General features: G+C 73.3%; 14 protein-coding genes. 9 read left to right on the top strand and 5 right to left on the bottom strand.

Going from position 1 to position 16,612, the window contains the following annotated elements; genetic code table 11:
- Positions 1 to 15 precede the first annotated feature (15 nt).
- On the bottom strand, positions 16 to 843 hold the full coding sequence (locus AB0I32_RS23740; protein WP_357510528.1) for an RDD family protein: 828 nt from the start codon (positions 841 to 843) through the stop codon (positions 16 to 18).
- A 68-nt stretch (positions 844 to 911) separates the two neighbouring features.
- On the opposite strand from AB0I32_RS23740, the gene AB0I32_RS23735 reads away from it, so the two are divergent.
- The 6 genes from AB0I32_RS23735 (at position 912) to AB0I32_RS23710 (ending at position 7,654) form a co-directional block, all read left to right on the top strand.
- Complete coding sequence (locus AB0I32_RS23735; protein WP_357510526.1) at positions 912 to 1,901, top strand: stage II sporulation protein M; 990 nt, start codon at positions 912 to 914, stop codon at positions 1,899 to 1,901.
- A gap of 131 nt (positions 1,902 to 2,032) precedes the next feature.
- A complete protein-coding gene (locus AB0I32_RS23730) occupies positions 2,033 to 3,271 on the top strand; it encodes a hypothetical protein (RefSeq protein WP_357510524.1) in 1,239 nt (412 codons plus the stop codon).
- 1 nt (position 3,272) lies between these two features.
- Entirely contained in the window at positions 3,273 to 3,896 is a 624-nt protein-coding gene (locus AB0I32_RS23725) for a DUF4129 domain-containing protein (protein ID WP_357510522.1), read from the top strand.
- Positions 3,893 to 5,179: a DUF4350 domain-containing protein gene (locus tag AB0I32_RS23720; RefSeq protein ID WP_357510520.1), complete on the top strand. Its 1,287-nt coding sequence runs from the start codon at positions 3,893 to 3,895 to the stop codon at positions 5,177 to 5,179. Before AB0I32_RS23725 ends, AB0I32_RS23720 begins: the two co-directional genes overlap by 4 nt.
- Positions 5,176 to 6,291 carry a MoxR family ATPase gene (locus AB0I32_RS23715; RefSeq protein ID WP_357510518.1) on the top strand — a complete coding sequence of 372 codons (1,116 nt, stop codon included), beginning with the start codon at positions 5,176 to 5,178 and terminating at the stop codon, positions 6,289 to 6,291. Before AB0I32_RS23720 ends, AB0I32_RS23715 begins: the two co-directional genes overlap by 4 nt.
- A 10-nt stretch (positions 6,292 to 6,301) precedes the next feature.
- Positions 6,302 to 7,654, top strand: a complete 1,353-nt coding sequence (locus AB0I32_RS23710) for a DUF58 domain-containing protein (RefSeq protein WP_357510516.1) — start codon at positions 6,302 to 6,304, stop codon at positions 7,652 to 7,654.
- Here the strand turns inward: AB0I32_RS23710 and AB0I32_RS23705 are convergent.
- The 4 genes from AB0I32_RS23705 to AB0I32_RS23690 form a co-directional block, all read right to left on the bottom strand.
- A complete protein-coding gene (locus AB0I32_RS23705; protein WP_357510514.1) occupies positions 7,561 to 8,886 on the bottom strand; it encodes a glycosyltransferase in 1,326 nt (441 codons plus the stop codon). The genes AB0I32_RS23710 and AB0I32_RS23705 overlap by 94 nt on opposite strands.
- Positions 8,883 to 9,809, bottom strand: coding sequence for a hypothetical protein (locus AB0I32_RS23700; RefSeq protein WP_357510512.1), 927 nt, complete (start codon positions 9,807 to 9,809; stop codon positions 8,883 to 8,885). The genes AB0I32_RS23705 and AB0I32_RS23700 overlap by 4 nt, the downstream gene beginning before the upstream one ends.
- 220 nt (positions 9,810 to 10,029) lie before the next feature.
- The gene (locus AB0I32_RS23695) at positions 10,030 to 10,716 is read right to left on the bottom strand and encodes a response regulator transcription factor (protein ID WP_357510510.1); all 687 of its coding nucleotides are present in this window, start codon (positions 10,714 to 10,716) and stop codon (positions 10,030 to 10,032) included.
- A complete protein-coding gene (locus tag AB0I32_RS23690; RefSeq protein ID WP_357510508.1) occupies positions 10,713 to 12,104 on the bottom strand; it encodes a sensor domain-containing protein in 1,392 nt (463 codons plus the stop codon). Before AB0I32_RS23690 ends, AB0I32_RS23695 begins: the two co-directional genes overlap by 4 nt.
- A gap of 195 nt (positions 12,105 to 12,299) precedes the next feature.
- Between AB0I32_RS23690 and mtrA the strand changes: the two genes are divergently transcribed.
- Genes mtrA through AB0I32_RS23675 form a run of 3 tightly spaced genes read left to right on the top strand, consistent with a single transcriptional unit; the run spans position 12,300 to position 16,494 of the window.
- Positions 12,300 to 12,980: an MtrAB system response regulator MtrA gene (gene mtrA, locus AB0I32_RS23685; RefSeq protein ID WP_116676714.1), complete on the top strand. Its 681-nt coding sequence runs from the start codon at positions 12,300 to 12,302 to the stop codon at positions 12,978 to 12,980.
- A complete protein-coding gene (mtrB, locus tag AB0I32_RS23680) occupies positions 12,980 to 14,758 on the top strand; it encodes an MtrAB system histidine kinase MtrB (RefSeq protein WP_357510506.1) in 1,779 nt (592 codons plus the stop codon). Before mtrA ends, mtrB begins: the two co-directional genes overlap by 1 nt.
- Positions 14,758 to 16,494: an LpqB family beta-propeller domain-containing protein gene (locus tag AB0I32_RS23675; RefSeq protein ID WP_357510504.1), complete on the top strand. Its 1,737-nt coding sequence runs from the start codon at positions 14,758 to 14,760 to the stop codon at positions 16,492 to 16,494. The genes mtrB and AB0I32_RS23675 overlap by 1 nt, the downstream gene beginning before the upstream one ends.
- Positions 16,495 to 16,612 lie beyond the last annotated feature (118 nt).

Genomic DNA, 16,612 nt, shown 5'->3' with positions numbered 1-16,612 from the left:
ACGAGGGGACACGGCTCAGCGCGGTGGGTCCGGCACCGCGAACGGCAGGCGGTGCAGCAGCTCCGACTGCTCCTCTGCCCGCTTGCGCTCCCGCTGCCCGGCGACGAGCTCCCGCTCACGGCGTTCGGCGAGGACGGCGTGCAGGAACGCCTCCGGGTGGGTGCCGGGCGGCGGCCCGGGCGCCACGTAGCGCTCGATCTGCCCGGCGAGGTCGTCGCCGAGGCGGGCCCGCGACTCAGGTGCGAGGCGGGCGGCCCGGCCCAGGAGCTGACGGGCGGCCAGGGCGAGACCGTCGGGCAGCCGGCGCATGTCGGCGGTGTGCGCCCATGCCGCCAGGGACTGGGGCATCACTATCGGGGCCGACGGCTGCTTGCCGCCCCGCACCCGCACCGCGTACGTGCCGGCGGCGATGTCGCCGAGGCGCTTGCCCTTCGCGTTGGCCAGCGACGCGATGGCGGCTATGCCGCCGAACGTGAGCCACAGCTCGATCACCCCGACCAGGGCACGCACCAGCGCGTGCCGGAACCGGACGGGACCGCCGTCGTCGCGCACCACGCGGATGCCGCACGCGAGCTTGCCGAGCGACCGGCCGCGCGACAGCGTCTCGACGGTGACGGGTATGGCCACCATGACCGCGACGTTCGCGAGGATGTAGACCACCGTCGCGATGTCCTCGCCCAGCATGGCGTTCTCGAAGAACCAGATGCCGCCGACGACCAGCGCGGCCACAAAGACTGCGCCGATCACCAGGAAGTCGAGCATGGCGCCCATCGCGCGCGTGATGAACGACGCGGGGCGCGCGTCCAGCACCACGCCCTCGCCGATGACTATGCCGTCCTGCACGGTTCCTCCGGTCGGGTCGCAGGGCCTTCGAGGGTCACGCCGTAACTCCTGTGCGGCAGACTACCGTCGTGGACATCGACGCCTTCACCGCCGTGCACGCCGCTCAGTGGGACCGCCTCAAGGAGCTCTCGTCCCGCCGCCGCCTGGACGGCGCGGAGTCCGACGAGCTGGTCCGCCTGTACCAGTCGGTGGCCACGCACCTGTCCACGGTCCGGTCGGCGGCGCCCGACCCAGCGCTGGTCACGCGGCTGTCGGACGTGCTGAACCGGGCGCGCACCCGTATCGCGGGGACCCACGAGCCGGCCTGGCGCGAGGTCGTGCACTTCGCGATGGTGTCGCTGCCCGCAGCGTTCTACCGGATCCGCTGGTGGTCGCACGCGGTGACGGCGGCGTGCCTGCTCGTCGCGACGGTCGCCGGCGTCTACATCGCCTCGGACGCCGACGCGATGAACACGATGATGACCCCGGCCCAGCAGGACGACTACGTGAACAACGCGTTCGCCTCCTACTACGAGCCGGGCATCGGGTTCGCCGCCGTGGTGGGGACCAACAACGCGTGGATCGCCGCGCAAGCCATCGGCGGCGGGATCACCGGGTTCTTCCCCCTGCTGGTGCTCTGGCAGAACGCGGTCCAGATCGGCGCAACCGGCGGCATGATGGCCGCCCACGGCGAGCTCGACCTGTTCCTCACGCTCATCGCCCCGCACGGCCTGCTGGAGCTGACCTGCATCTTCGTCGCGGGAGCCGCGGGCCTGCGGCTGTTCTGGACCCTGGTGGACCCCGGTCACCGCAGGCGGTCCGTCGCCATGGCCGCCGAGGGGCGTGCCCTGATCACCATGGTCATCGGGCTCGCGGCGGCGCTCGGCGTCTCCGCACTCGTGGAGGGCTTCGTCACCGGATCGGCGATGTACTGGTGGCTCAAGATAGTGATCGGCGCGATCGTGCTCGCCGGGTTCTGGACCTACGTGTACGTCCTGGGCCGCCGCGCCGTCCGGGCCGGGGCCACCGGGGACCTCGCCGAGCACGAGGCGGGCGCCACCGTCGTCACCGCCGGCTGACAGTGGTCACGGCTGGGTGACAGTTGCGCGGAGCCCCGCCGTACCGACCGAATTCGGGACCCGCTGTCAGCGACGCGTACTAGGGTTGCCGCGCAGGCACGACTTGAGACGACACCCGGGAGCACGCCCCCATGACGACGCCCGAGAGCGCACCCGACCAGCCGGCGCAGCCGACGCCCCCGCAGCCCGGCGCTTCCCAGCCCGCCGGCTGGGGCGAGCCGCCGCGGTACGGGCAGTACGCGCCCGGGTACGACCCGGCCGCGTCCCCCGCACCTGCCCAGCCGCAGTACGGGACACCGCAGTACGGCACACCCCAGGATGGGACGCTCCAGGGTGGGCCGGCGGCGCAGTACGGCCAGAGCCAGTACGGGCAGCACTCCCCGTACGCCGCGCAGATCCCGGGCTACCACCCGCTGGCGGACAAGCCCGGCATCGTGCCCCTGCGCCCGCTCAGCCTCGGCGAGCTGTACGACGGCGCGTTCGGCGCCGTCCGGCACAACCCGGGTGTGACGCTGGGCCTGACGGCGGTCATCGTCGTCGCGGCCGTCGCGGTCGGCACACTGATCAGCATCCCGCTCACCACGCTCTTCACCGACCTGTTCGGCAGCCTGTTCGCCGAGGTCGGGACCGACCCCGCGTTCGAGGACCTCGGCTTCACGCAGGACCTCCTCGGCGTGACCTACGGTTCGGCGATCGGGACCGGCATGCTGCTCACGCTCGCCACGCCGCTCGCCATGGGCGTCATGGCCATCTCCGTCAGCGACTCCGTCATCGGACGCAAGATCTCCGTGTCCGACGCCTGGGGCCGGACCGCCAAGCGCGCGTGGTTCCTGATCGGGTTCTCCCTCCTGAGCATGCTCGCGGTGCTCGTCGCCTACGCCCTGGCGGCAGGCATCGTCGTCGGCCTCTTCCTCATCGACCCGACGGTCGGCGTGATCGGCCTGATCCTCGTGCTCGCGGCGCTCCTGGTGGGTGCCGTGTGGGTGTTCACCCGCGTCATCCTCATCCCGCCGGCGCTCGCGGTCGAGGGCGGCGGATTCTGGGAGACGTGCCGGCGCGCCTGGAAGCTGACCCGGGGCACGTTCTGGCGGGTGCTCGGCATCTACCTGCTGACCTCGCTCATCCTCGGCATCATCGGCCAGGTGGTCGCGGTGCCGGTCAGCCTCCTCATGAGCCTGTCCATGGTGATGCAGAGCGGCGCGGGTCTGGCGGTCAGCTACGGGGTCACCTACGTCATCACCGGCGGCATGAGCGTGCTGTTCCTCGGCGGCGTGATCGCACTGCTCTACATCGACACCCGGATGCGACGCGAAGGACTGGACGTGCAGCTGCAGGCCGCGGCGGCGGCCGCAGCCGCGGCGGACAAGTGACATGAGGGCCGATCTGCCCGTCGTCCCGGACCGGGACACCGCACGTGAGTGGCTCAGCAGCGAGCTGCAGCGGCCCGAGTACGCGGAGCGTGAGTCGCTGCTGCAGCGCCTGATCAACTGGGTGCTGGAGTGGTTCCAGAGCATCGAGTGGCCCGCCACCGCGATGTCCGGCCCACAGCTCGGCATCGTCGTCGCGGTGGTCGCGGCGGTGGTGCTCCTGATCGCCTGGCTGGTCGCCGGTCCGGTGCAGCTCGGGCGCAACCGCGCGCGGTCTGCCGAGGTGCTCGACACCGACGACGCCCGCACGGCCGCGCAGATGCGTGCGGCGGCCGACGCGGCGGCGGCGTCGGGTGACTGGCGCACGGCGTCCGTCGAGCGCTTCCGCGCAGTCGTCCGCTCCATGGAGGAACGAGTGATCATCGAGCCGCGACCCGGCCGCACGGCCCAGGAGGCCGCGGCCGACGCAGGCCTGCGCCTGCCGGCCCAGGCCGCCGGCCTGCACTCGGGCGCCGACCTGTTCGACGGCGTCGAGTACGGCGACCGGGTCGCCACGGCGGCGGACGACGCCGACCTGCGTGCGCTCGACGCCGCGGTCACCGCCGCTCGCCCAGAGGTCGCCGCATGACGTCGCTGCCGCCCGACCTCGCGCCCGCACCGCCGACCCCGCCCACGGCGGTGTCCGGCGCGCCCGCGGGCCCGGCGAACGATGCTCCGGTGATCATCGGCGACGACACGACCGGCCGGTCCCGCGCCGCGAGCAGGTGGCGCCGGATGCGCTGGCCGCTGACGGTCCTCCTCGTGGTCGCCCTGCTCGTCGCGTTCCTCGCGGTGGTGCGCCCGGCGACGTCGGCCGCCCCGTACGCCCCGGACAACCCGGAGGACAACGGCGGCATGGCCGTGGCCGAGGTGCTGAAGGACCAGGGCGTGCGGGTCACCCACGTGACCAGGGTGGCCGACGCCGTCGCGGCCGCGGGTCCGGACAGCACCCTCCTGATCGCGCCGAACCCGTCGTTCTTCGCCGAGGACCAGATCTCCGCGCTGAACCGCACGGGCGCCGACCTCGTGGTGCTCGAACCGGACTTCTCCATGGTCGGGGCAGTGAGCCGGAACATGCTCGACTCCACGTACGGCGAGACGGGCGATCCGGTGGCCCCGCAGTGCGACGACCCGACCGCGCAGGCGGCGGGTGAGCTCGCGCTGCGGCCCGGCCTGACCGAGACGGCCACCGGTGCCGGCGGTCTGCGCCCCACCCTGTGCTGGCCCGACGGCCTGGGCGGCTACGCGTACGCACGCCTGGAGTTCCCTGACCGGTCGGTGACAGTGGTCTCCGATCCCGCGGTGCTCCGCAACGGCACGGTGCTGGACGAGGGCAACGCGGCGCTCGCCCTGCGGATGCTGGGCGAGCACGAGGACCTGGTGTGGCTGGTGCCGAGCCCGGGAGACATGAGCACCGGCGACGACAAGCCCACGCCCGCCGATCGCGGCCAGGTCGACGCGCTGATGCCGCCGGGCTCCGCCCCCGTCGCCCTGATCGCCGTGCTCGCGGCGGTGCTGCTCGCGCTGTGGCGCGCGCGGCGGATGGGGCCGCTGGTCGTCGAGGACCTGCCCGTGCTCGTGCGGTCGGCCGAGGCCACCCGCGGCCGCGCCCGGCTGTACCGGGCGGCCCGTGCCCGTGGGCACGCCGCCGCAGGCCTGCGTGCCTCGGCCGCCGACCGGGTCGCCACACGGCTCGGCCTTGCCCGCTCGTCCGATGCCAACACCGTGGTCGACGCCGTCGTAGCCGCGACCAACCGCCCGTCGCAGCAGGTGGCAGACCTGCTCTACGGCCCACCCCCCGCTGACGACGCCGCGCTCGCCGAGCTCGCGCGCCGACTCGACATCCTGGAGAGCGAGGTCCACCGACCGTGACCGAACCAGCCTTCCCCCACCAGAGCGCAGCTCAGCCCACGCATCAGACCGCTGAGCCGGCTCCGCAGCCGAGTGCCCAGCAAGCCCCGGCGGCACCCGCCCCGGCGGCACACGCCCCTGCGGCGCCCACTGCGGCAGCACCCGCCCCGCCCACCGCTCCGTCGCAGGAGCTGCGCACCGCCCTGGCGGCGGTCCGTACGGAGGTGGGCAAGGCCGTCGTCGGGCAGGACGCTGCGGTGACGAGCCTGCTCATCGCGCTGCTGTGCCAGGGCCACGTGCTCCTTGAGGGTGTGCCGGGTGTCGCCAAGACGCTGCTGGTCCGCACCCTCGCGGCGGCCCTGAAGCTGGACACCAAGCGCATCCAGTTCACGCCCGACCTCATGCCGGGTGACGTGACGGGCTCGCTCGTCTACGACGCACGCACTGCCGAGTTCTCCTTCCGCGAGGGCCCCGTGTTCACCAACCTGGTGCTGGCGGACGAGATCAACCGCACGCCCCCCAAGACCCAGGCGTCCCTGCTGGAGGCGATGGAGGAGCGGCAGGTGTCGGTGGACGGCACGCCGCGTCCGCTGCCCGACCCGTTCCTGGTGATCGCCACCCAGAACCCCGTCGAGTACGAGGGCACCTACTCGCTGCCCGAGGCCCAGCTCGACCGGTTCCTGCTCAAGCTCGTGCTGCCCCTGCCCGAACGCGAGCAGGAGGTGGAGGTCCTCGCCCGGCACGCGGCAGGCTTCGACCCGCGCAACCTCGCCGCGGCCGGCGTCACCCCGGTCGCCGACGCCACCATCCTCGAGCGGGCGCGTGCCGAGGTGGCCCGCGTCCAGGTGTCGCGCGAGGTGCTCGGCTACGCGGTGGACGTCTGCCGTGCCACGCGCTTCTCGCCCTCGCTCTCGCTCGGTGTCTCGCCGCGTGGCGCCACCGCGCTGCTGCGCACGGCGCGGGCATGGGCCTGGCTGTCGGGTCGCTCCTTCGTGACGCCCGACGACATCAAGGCGCTCGCCCACCCGACGCTGCGGCACCGGGTGCAGCTGCGCGCGGAGGCCGAGCTCGAGGGTGTCACCGCCGAGGGCGTGCTGGACACGGTGCTGGCCTCCGTGCCCGTGCCGCGCTGAGGCCGCGCGCATGGTCGTGACGTGGCGGGCCGCCGCCCTGATGGGGCTCGGCGTGATTCCGGTGCTGCTCCTCCCGGCGGACGGGACGGTGCTCGTCTGGGCGACGGTGGTGGTCCTGGCCTGCGTCGTCGACGCCGTGCTGGCCGCCTCGCCGCGGCGGGTGGCGGTGCAGCGGCGGGTGCCGGGTTCGGTCCGGCTGCGCTCCGAGGCCACCAGCGAGCTGGTGGTCCGCAACGCCTCCGGACGCCGGCTGCGCGCCGTGGTCCGGGATGCGTGGGGGCCGTCGGCCGGCGCGGGTCAGGGCAGGGGGAGGACCGAGCGGGTACGTCCGGCGTCGGGCGGATCGGGTCGCCACCACGTGGACCTGCCCGACGGCGAGGCAGCCCGCCTGCCCACGACTCTCGTGCCGACCCGCCGCGGTGACCGCACGGCCGGCGGCGTGACGATCCGCAGCCTCGGCCCGCTCGGTCTGGCGGGCCGCCAGGTGACCCTCCCCGTACCGGGCCGCCTGCGGGTGCTGCCGGAGTTCGCGAGCCGCAAGCACCTCCCGTCCCGCCTGGCGCGGCTGCGGGAGATGGACGGTCGTGCGGCGGTGCAGATCCGCGGCGAGGGTACGGAGTTCGACTCGCTGCGGGAGTACGTGGTGGGCGACGACGTCCGCTCGATCGACTGGCGCGCGACGGCCCGACGCCGCGAGGTGGTGGTGCGCACGTGGCGTCCGGAGCGGGACCGCCGCGTACTGATCGTGCTGGACACGGGGCGCACGTCCGCCGCCCGGGTGGGTGCCGCCGACTCCACCGGCGCACCCCGGCTGGACGCCAGCATCGAGGCGGCGCTGCTGCTCGCGGCGCTGGCCGGCCACGCGGGCGACCGCGTGGAGCTCGTGGCGTTCGACCGCACGGTGCGCTCCCGCGTGGTGGGCGCTGCTGGCCCCCGGCTCATGCCCGCGATGGCGGAGTCGCTGGCCACTGTCGAACCGGTGCTCCTGGAGACCGACTGGCCGGGCGTGGTGACGCAGGTGCGCACGCGTATGACGCAGCGGGCGCTGGTGGTGCTGCTGACCACCCTGGACCCGGCGGCGGTGGAGAACGGCCTGCTGCCGGTGGTCGACCAGCTCGCACGCGACCACACGGTAGTGGTCGCCTCCGTCGCGGACGAGGAGGTGGCCGGGCTGCGCGCCGGCCGTGACACGGTCGCCGAGGTGTACGACGCCGCAGCCGCCGCGCGCGGGGACCTGGAGCGCACGGCGGTGACGACGATGCTGCGCCGCTACGGAGCCGACGTCGTCGAGGCGCTGCCGGACGACCTGGCCCCTCGCCTGGCGGACGAGTACCTGGCGCTCAAGGCGGCGGGACGGCTCTGACGGCGGTGCGCGGCCGCCTCCAGGGCTTCCGTGTAGACCCCCAGCAGGCGCCCGCTCTGGGCCGACTGCAGCAGCCCGGTCGAGAACGAGCGCGGAACCCGCGGGCCGTCCGGCGAACGGACGGCCCGCGCGGCGGAGTCGAGGACCTGAGCCAGCGAGCCCGGCTCGGGGCCCTCCGCGCACCACACCCACGGTGCGGTGTCGCCACCCAGCTCGTCGGCGATCGCGCGGTCGCACACCACTACCGGGACGCCGAGGGCCAGGGCTTCGTAGACCGTCATGCCTTGCGTCTCGAACCCGCGGGACGTCTGCACCAGCAGGTCCGCCGATGCGATGGCGCGGAGCGCCTCCGTGTGGTCGACGGCGCCGTGCAGCCGGACCCGGTCGGTCAGCCCGAGCGCCTGCACCCGACGCCGCGCGCGGTCGAACAGCGTGCCGGTGCCGTACAGGTCCGCCTCGATGCGCTGGTCCGTGGCCGCGATCGCCTCGATGAGCTCCAGCGGGCGCTTCTCCGCGCTGAACCGCCCGAGCCACACGAGGCTGACCCGGTCGTCCGGTCGCGGGTGGTCGTCCTGCCGCGGCGCGCGGCCGGGGGAGGCGGCGACGTCGTCGTCGTGCACCCCTGTGGGGATGACGGCGGTGACGGGCAGGCCGGCCTCCCGGAGCCGGGCGGCGAAGTGGCCGCTGGGCGCGATGACGGCGTCGGCGCCGGCGGCGAGCGCGCGCAGGTAGTCGTATCCGATGCCGTGGCCGGACCGCCGGGCGCGGTCCCCGGTCACCTGGCGCTGCCACGCGGCGACGGCGTGGAGGCCGAGCCCGGCCACCGGTCCGGCGACCGCCCGGAACGAGGCGTCGACGTTGGTGTGCGTCGTGAGCACGAGCGGGAGCCGGTGCCGTGCCGCGTACCGCTTGCCGAGCCAGGCGCCCCAGAAGTCGCCCTGCAGGTGCACGACGTCGACCGGTCCGCGGGCGTCGAGCGCGCGGTCCACCCTGGCGTCCAGCCTGCGCGAGGGCAGGACCGCGGAGTACTGGCCCTGCCCGACGGTCAGGGCGGGCAGGGCGACGACGCCGGGGTCCGCGCGGCCGTCTGCCGGATCCTGCGGGGCGACGATCGTGACGGTGTGCCCGGCGCGTTCCAGGAAGGTGCGCTGGAGGAGGACCGACGCCTGGGCACCGCCGAGGGTCCGGGGGTGCTGGTCGGTGAAGAAGCAGATGTGCAGGCCGCTGGTCACGGCCGGCCCGCCTCGGCGAGGAGGGCCTCGACCGGTGTGACGCGAGTGGTCGCGTCGGGGTGGTGCTTGGCCAGCGTGATGACGCCGGCGACGGCCGCAGCGGTCGCGGCGCCCATCACGAGCCAGAGGCCGAGCGGGGTGTGTGCGCCCTCCCCGAGGAGCACCGCGCCGAGCAGCACCGCGACGATGGGGTCGACCACGGTCAGGGAGGCGACGACGACCGCGGGGGCACCTGCCGCGTAGGCCTGCTGGACGAGCCAGCCGCCACCCACGGTGACACAGAGGATCACTGCGCCGGCGAGGAGCGTCCCGGTGTCGAGCAGCTCGGCCTCGCCGGAAGTCACGCTCAGCGAGACGGCTCGGACCAGGGCGGAGACGAGGCCGAAGGCGGTGGCGGCAGCGGTGGCGTAGGCGACGCAGCGCAGCCAGCCGCGGGCGGCCAGCCCGGCGAAGGTCAGCAGCACCACCAGGGCGGCGACCACCAGGCAGGCCACGACGACCGCCGAGCCCTCGGGCGGGTGGCTCGTCACGGAGCCGGCGGAGACGATCACGAACGAGACGACGCCGACCACGGCGAGGGCTGCTCCGAGCACCACACCGCGGGGCGGCCGGAGCCGCACGCGCGCGGCGGTGAGCAGCACGGCGATGGGGACGGCGAGCACACCGACGGGCTGGACCACACGGAGGGGCGCGAGCAGCAGGGCGATCGCGTGCAGGAGGACCGCGAGACCGCCGAGCGCTATGCCCGCCTGCCAGCGCCGTTGCTTGACGACGCTGAGCAGGCCGCTCATCGTCAGGTGTCCGTTCGCCTGCTTGTCCGACACCGCGTGGTGCTGCAGCGTGGCGCTGGCGGCGAAGAGCATGGCGTCGATGAGGGCCAGGCCGACGGCGACGACCGTGACGAGCGTGACGGTGTCGTTCACGCTCCGCTCCAGGTGCGGGTTTCCTGGTTCATGGCCGATGAGCCTATGGGCTCGATACGGGCGTCCGGCTGCGCACTGGTGAACGTGGGGTGTCGATCCGGGCTCAACGCGGTCATGAGAAAACTATGGCGGACCCTGGCCGGGCACGATATCGGGTGAACCCCCGAGCACACCCCCAGATAGCCCGACCCCCACGGGGGGAATACCCCCATCGTCGTCGTCATACCCCGAGGTGCCGGAGCACCGCCAGGACGCGGCGGTGGTCCGCGGCGTCCTGGGGCAGGTCCAGCTTGGTGAAGATCGCGGCCACGTTCTTCTCGACGGCGCCGTACGACAGGTGCAGCAGCTCTGCGATCGCCCCGTTGGACCGGCCCTGTGCCATGAGGCCCAGCACCTCGCGTTCGCGGGCCGAGAGTCGTTCCAGGTCGTCGTCCTGCCGGGCGGAACCCATGAGCTGCGAGACGACCTCGGGGTCCAGCACCGTGGCACCACCGGCCACGCGGGAGAGGGCGTCGACGAAGTCGCGCACGTCGGCCACCCGGTCCTTGAGCAGGTAGCCGACGCCGCGCGCGTCGCCGGCCAGCAGCCGGCTCGCGTACCGCGTCTCGACGTACTGCGAGAACAGCAGCACAGGCAGGCCCGGGTGCCGGGTCCGCACACCCAGCACCGAGCGCAGGCCCTCGTCGGTGAAGCTGGGTGGCATGCGGATGTCCGCGACCACGACGTCGGGCAGCTCCTCGTCGCGCGCGAGGCGCGCGACCTCACGTTCCAGCGCCACGCCGTCCCCGACGGCGGTCACGGTGTGGCCGCGCCGCGTCAGGAGGGCGGCGAGCCCGTCCCGGAGGATCGCCGAGTCCTCCGCGAGGAGCACACGCAGGCTCGGCGCCGGCGGGTTCGGCCCGGTCATGCGCGGCTCGACGGGCTCGTGGTCGGCAGGATCACGGTCACTACCGTAGGCCCACCGATCGGGCTCGACAGGTCGAACGTGCCGTCGACGGAGCGCACCCGCTCGGCGAGGCCCGCCAGCCCGGACCGCAGGCCGGAACCGTCGGGCGGCACGACGGCAGCGCCGCCGCGGCCGTCGTCGCGCACGCGGATCCGGACGGAGCCTCCCGTGTCACCGAGCGGCTCGACCAGCACGTACACCCCGGTGGCGCGGGCGTGCTTCGCGGCGTTGGTCACGAGCTCGGCGACGCTGAAGTAGGCGATCGACTCCAGCGCAGGGGCCAGGCGGCCGTCCGCCTCCACCGCGGGGTCGACGTCGACGTTGACCGGCAGCGCCGAGCGCGCCGCGAGCGTCTCGAGCGCGACCGTGAGGCCGCTGTCGAGTGCGGGCGGGTGGATGCCCCGCGCCAGCTCGCGCAGTTCGAGGAGCGCCTCCTTGGTGGAGGAGTGCGCGGTGTCGACCAGCTCGGCGGCCTGCTCGACGTCGCCGCCGTCGGCCAGGTGCTCGCGTGCCTCGCCGAGCTGCATGGCGACGGCCACCAGACGGGCCTGCGTGCCGTCGTGCAGGTCCCGCTCGATGCTGCGCAGCCGGGCGTCGGCGTCGTCGACCGTGCCGGTGCGGGACCGCTCGAGCTCGGCGACGCGCAGGCTCGCGCGGGTCGGGCTGAGCAGGCCACGCGTCAGCGCCCGGAAGAGCATCGTGAACATGCGGGTGATCCACGGCCAGCACAGGACGAAGAGGAGGCCGACCAGCGCGGCCAGCGCGAGGCGCGGGGGCGTGTCCAGGAAGTACGACGAGCCGAACTGCGCGCCGCGGTGCAGCTCGCCGTCGGAACCGAGCTGCATCGGGAGGAACCGGTACCAGAACCAGTAGGTCAGGCCGCCCAGCCCGGTCGCGAGGAACGTGATGCTCACGACGAACGACAGGATCGAGAGGGGGAACGCGACGAACATGAAGAGCAGGGCGCGCCAGCCGGTGGCATCGCCGAGCATGGACCCGATGGTCCGCCAGAAGCCGCGCGGCCGGACGTACGAGGTGGGCGCTGCGACGTCGACGTCGAGCAGCTCGCGCGCCAGGCTGCGGTAGGCGGCGCCCCAGCCGCGCGCGCCGAGCACCACGGCACCGGCCACGAACAGCCCGACCACGGTGATCGCGATGCTCGCCGTGAAGCTCACGGCGAAGATCGTGTAGGTGAACGCGAACGGTGCGAGCAGGAGCACCAGCGCGAGGTAGCCCTGCTCGCGCCAGGTGCGGCCCGCGAGGGGTGCGGTGAGGAAGTTCGGGCCCGGACGAGCGACCCGCCCGGTCACGGGGCCGGCTGCGGGCCGGTCGGCGGTCATGGTTGTCATGGTGCCAGGTTCGCTCCTGGCCAGGGCCTCGCGACATGGTGTCCGCCGCCAGGTTCGACGGGGGATGTCCCCCTCGGAAGGGTCGTGCCGGCCCGAGCCCGGAGGGGTGCTCCGGGCGGGTGAACCTGCGGGGGAGCACGCCGTGCACGGGCCGAAAGGCGGGGTTTGCTGGACCAGCCTGGCACACTGGAGGACATGAAGGTACGAGTTCTCGTCGTCGACGACGACACAGCACTGGCGGAGATGATCGGTATCGTCCTCAAGGGCGAGGGGATCGATGCCGTGTTCTGTGCCGACGGCGACTCCGCGCTGGGGATGTTCCGCACCCATCAGCCGGACCTCGTGCTGCTCGATCTGATGCTGCCCGGCAAGGACGGTGTGCAGGTCTGCCGCGAGATCCGGGCAGAGTCGGGTGTGCCGATCATCATGCTGACGGCCAAGTCCGACACGCTCGACGTCGTCGTGGGCCTGGAGTCCGGCGCCGACGACTACGTCTCGAAGCCGTTCAAGCCGAAGGAGCTCGTCGCCCGGATCAAGGCCCGGATGCGCCGCAGCGAGGACCCCGGTCCGGAGCGCCTGGCGGTGGGTGACGTGGAGATCGACGTCACCGGCCACACGGTGATGCGCGACGGCGAGCGCATAGCGCTCACCCCGCTGGAGTTCGACCTGCTCGTGGCGCTGGCTCGCAAGCCGTGGCAGGTGTTCACGCGTGAGGTGCTCCTCGAGCGGGTCTGGGGCTACCGGCACAGCGCCGACACGCGCCTGGTCAACGTGCACGTCCAGCGCCTGCGCTCCAAGATCGAACGTGACCCGGAGAACCCGGAGATCGTCCTGACGGTGCGCGGCGTCGGTTACAAGGCGGGCGCGACACGCTGATGCCGCACGGCCTGGTCACACGGCTGCGCCGGGCGGTGCACCGGGCCCGGGTGGTCACGGTCCGGTTCACCCGGCGCGCGGTCGCGCAGTGGCGCTCCTCCATGCAGCTGCGGGTGGTCACCACCGCGCTTGCCATCGGTCTCGCGGCGATCGTCGTGCTCGGCCTGTACCTGTCGACGTCGGTCCGGGACGGCATCTACGAGCAGCGGCTCGCCGCGATCGACCGGGAGGCCGCCCGACTGACCGAGCAGGTGTCGAAGAGCTTCTCGGACACGGCGACGACGTCGGACGGCGAACTGCAGATCCTCCTGAAGGACTCCATCGCGACGCTCGCCGCCACGGGCGGCTCCACGGCGGAGGAGTACTTCCTGCTCCACGAGATGGGCACCACCGTCCGGGTGAGCGACATCGTCACGCGGCCCGACCTCACCGACGTGATCATCACCGACGAGGTGCGCGAGGCGAATCTCGCCTCCGACGGTGACCAGGTGCTGCAGGCGGTGGGCATCCCGTCGCGGGTCGCCGACGGCATGGCCAGCCCGGGCGTCATCGTGGGCTCCACGGTCCAGGCCGCTCCTGGCGCCAGGTACGAGATCTACTACCTCTACTCGCTGGAGCCGGAGCAGGAGACGCTGTCGTTCGTGCACCGCGTGCTGCTCGCGGGCGGGTTCGGGATGCTGGCGCTGCTCGGCGTCGTGACCTGGACGATGGCCCGGCAGACGGTCACCCCGGTGACCCGCGCCGCGACCGTGGCGGAGCGCCTCGCCGAGGGGCACCTCTCCGAACGGATGCCGGGCGCGCGGGGCACCGACGAGATGGCGAGCCTCGCGCGCTCGTTCAACGAGATGGCCGAGAGCCTGCAGGACCAGATCCGGCGCATGGAGGAGCTCTCGGCCATGCAGCGCCGGTTCGTCTCCGACGTCTCGCACGAGCTGCGCACCCCGCTCACGACCATCCGGATGGCGAGCGAGATCATCCACGAGTCCAGGCACCAGATGGACGAGGACGCCGCCCGCTCCGCCGAGCTGCTCCTCGGCCAGATCGACCGGTTCGAGTCGCTGCTGGCCGACCTGCTGGAGATCAGCCGGTTCGACGCCGGTGCAGCGGTCCTCGACGCCGAGCGCCGCGACCTGCGCGACGTGGTCATGTCGGTCGTGGAGCAGGCCGCCCCGCTCGCGAGGACCAAGGACGTGCAGGTCTCGGTACGGCTGCCCGACGCCGACGCGGCGGCCGACTTCGACCCCCGCCGGATCGAGCGCATCCTGCGCAACCTCGTGGTCAACGCGATCGAGCACGCCGAGGAGCGGCCGGTCGAGGTGACCGTCGCCGAGGACGACCGCGCGGTCGCCGTGGTGGTGCGCGACTACGGCGTCGGCATGACCAAGCAGGAGGTCGAGCACGTCTTCGACCGCTTCTGGCGGGCCGACCCGGCGCGCGCCCGCACCACCGGCGGCTCCGGCCTCGGGCTGGCTATAGCGCTCGAGGACGCGCACCTGCACGCGGGGCGCCTCGACGCATGGGGACGTCCGGGACAGGGCGCGAGCTTCCGGCTGACGCTGCCCCGGAGCGCCGGCGTGCAGATCGGCGAGCCGCCGGTGACCATGGCGCCCGCCTCGCACGAGCCCGGGCTCCGGACCGGCCAGATCCCGGTGGTCAACCCGCCCGCCGGCCCCACGCCGACGGCGATCCCGGACCTGTCCGACCCCGGCGACGACGGCGCCGAACGGCTCGCCGTCGCCCCCGAACGGCCCGCAGGCAACGACGTGGAGGTGCACTGATGCGTAGGACGCCCCGCGTGGTCGTTGCCGCCGCCGTCGCGCTCGCCGGTGTCCTCGGGCTCGGGGCCTGCGCCCAGATCCCGACGTCCGGCCCGGTTCGGGTGAGCACCGCCGACCAGGACCCGCAGGCCGACCTGGCGCTGCTCCCGCAGGGCCCGACGCCCGGCGCCGAACCGAACCTGATAGTGCAGGGCTTCCTCGGCGCGGCCGTCGCGGCACCGACGTCGCCGAAGGAGTACCAGACCGCCCGGGAGTTCCTCACCGAGGACGCCGCGGGAACGTGGGACCCCTACGCGTCGGTGCGAGTGGTCCGCGAGCCGCCCATGCCGGATCCGTTCGAGACCGGCATCAACATCGAGGGCGTCGAGACCCTGGAGGTCGTCGTGCGCGCGACCACCATCGCGACCCTCGACACCGCCGGCGCGTACACCGAGGTGGCGGACCCCCGGAAGGTCGGGTACCAGTTCACCCTCACCAGGGTCGGCGAGGAGTGGCGCATCTCGGGGCTGGACAACGGCGTGCTCGTGCCGGCCAACCTGTTCGCCAACCAGTTCCGGGCGACCCGGCTGTACTTCTCCGCCGAGGGCGAGGACGCCAAGAACCTCGTCCCGGACCTGCGCTGGTTCCCGCGGAACTCCTGGCGGCTGAACGCCGTCGAGGAGCTCCTCGCCGGGCCGCCCGAGTGGCTGCAGGGCGCCACCCGGTCCCTGTTTCCCGAGGGCACCCAGCTCGTGTCGCCGACGATCCAGGAGGCGGACGGCGACGAGCCGGTCGCCGTCCGCTTCAGCGAGCAGATCAGCAGCGCCACCGCCGCCCAGCGCGCGTTGATCGCCGCACAGATCTCGGCGACGCTCTCCGAGGGAGCCGGCCGCACGGTGCCCGTCGACCTGTTCAACGGCACCAACCGCCTCGCGGTCGACGCGGCCGACGTCAAGCTGCCTGCAACGATCGTCCAGGCGATGTTCCTGAAGGACGACCAGCTGTACCGCATCGAGGAGGACGGCCGGCCCGTCGAGCACGACCTGCCCGTGGACCTGTCGGCGATGGATCCGACGGCGCTCGCGGTGAGCCCTGCGGCCATACCGATAGTGGTGCGGGACGGCACCGACCGGATAGTGAACGTCTCGGCCGACGGCGGGGACAGCCCCGACAGGATCATCGAGGGACCGGACCTCGCCGCCCCTTCGGTCGACAAGTTCGGCAACACCTGGACCAGCGGCGGGACGAACGACCTGCGGGTGCTGCCGGCGTCGGGCGCAGAGGTCACCGTGCCCGCCGAGTGGCTGGGCGGTCGCAAGGTCGTGAGCGTGTCCGTGTCGCCGGAGGGTTCCCGCATAGCGGTCGTGAGCCATGCGCCGTCGGGCACACAGGTGCAGGTGGCGGGAATCGTGCGGAACGAGGACGAGGTACCGGTCGGCCTCGCGCCGCCGCTCACGGTCGCGGGACCGGTGGACGGCGTCGAGGAGGCCCGCTGGTCCGGGCTCACCACGCTGTCGCTGCTGACGCGGAACGGCGACGGCGTGTCCGGCGTCTGGACCGCCGGGGTCGGCGGGCAGGCGGGCGCCGGGGGGCAGTCACGCCAGTTGCCTGGCCTGACGGACGTGCGGCAGCTGGCGGCCGGCGTGACGGACCAGGGACTGCTGGTCGTCACCAAGGACGGGGACCTCGAGCACGAGGAGACCGGCGTCTGGCAGCCGCTGGTCGAGGACGTGGACCTGGTGGCCTACCCAGGCTGACCTGCCCGAACGAAGTCTCTGGCGAGGTAGGACCGGGGGGCCGCCACCCCCGCCGCTCGTGCGGAGCTCTCCGTGCCGACGTGCCCGGTCAGGGTGAGGAAGACGTCGTCGAGGCTGG

The sequence above is a fragment of the Promicromonospora sp. NPDC050249 genome (genome assembly GCF_040656015.1).
Classification (GTDB): domain Bacteria; phylum Actinomycetota; class Actinomycetes; order Actinomycetales; family Cellulomonadaceae; genus Promicromonospora.
The sequence above is the reverse complement of the archived record's forward strand: the minus strand, read 5'-3'. Positions and strand labels throughout refer to the sequence as shown.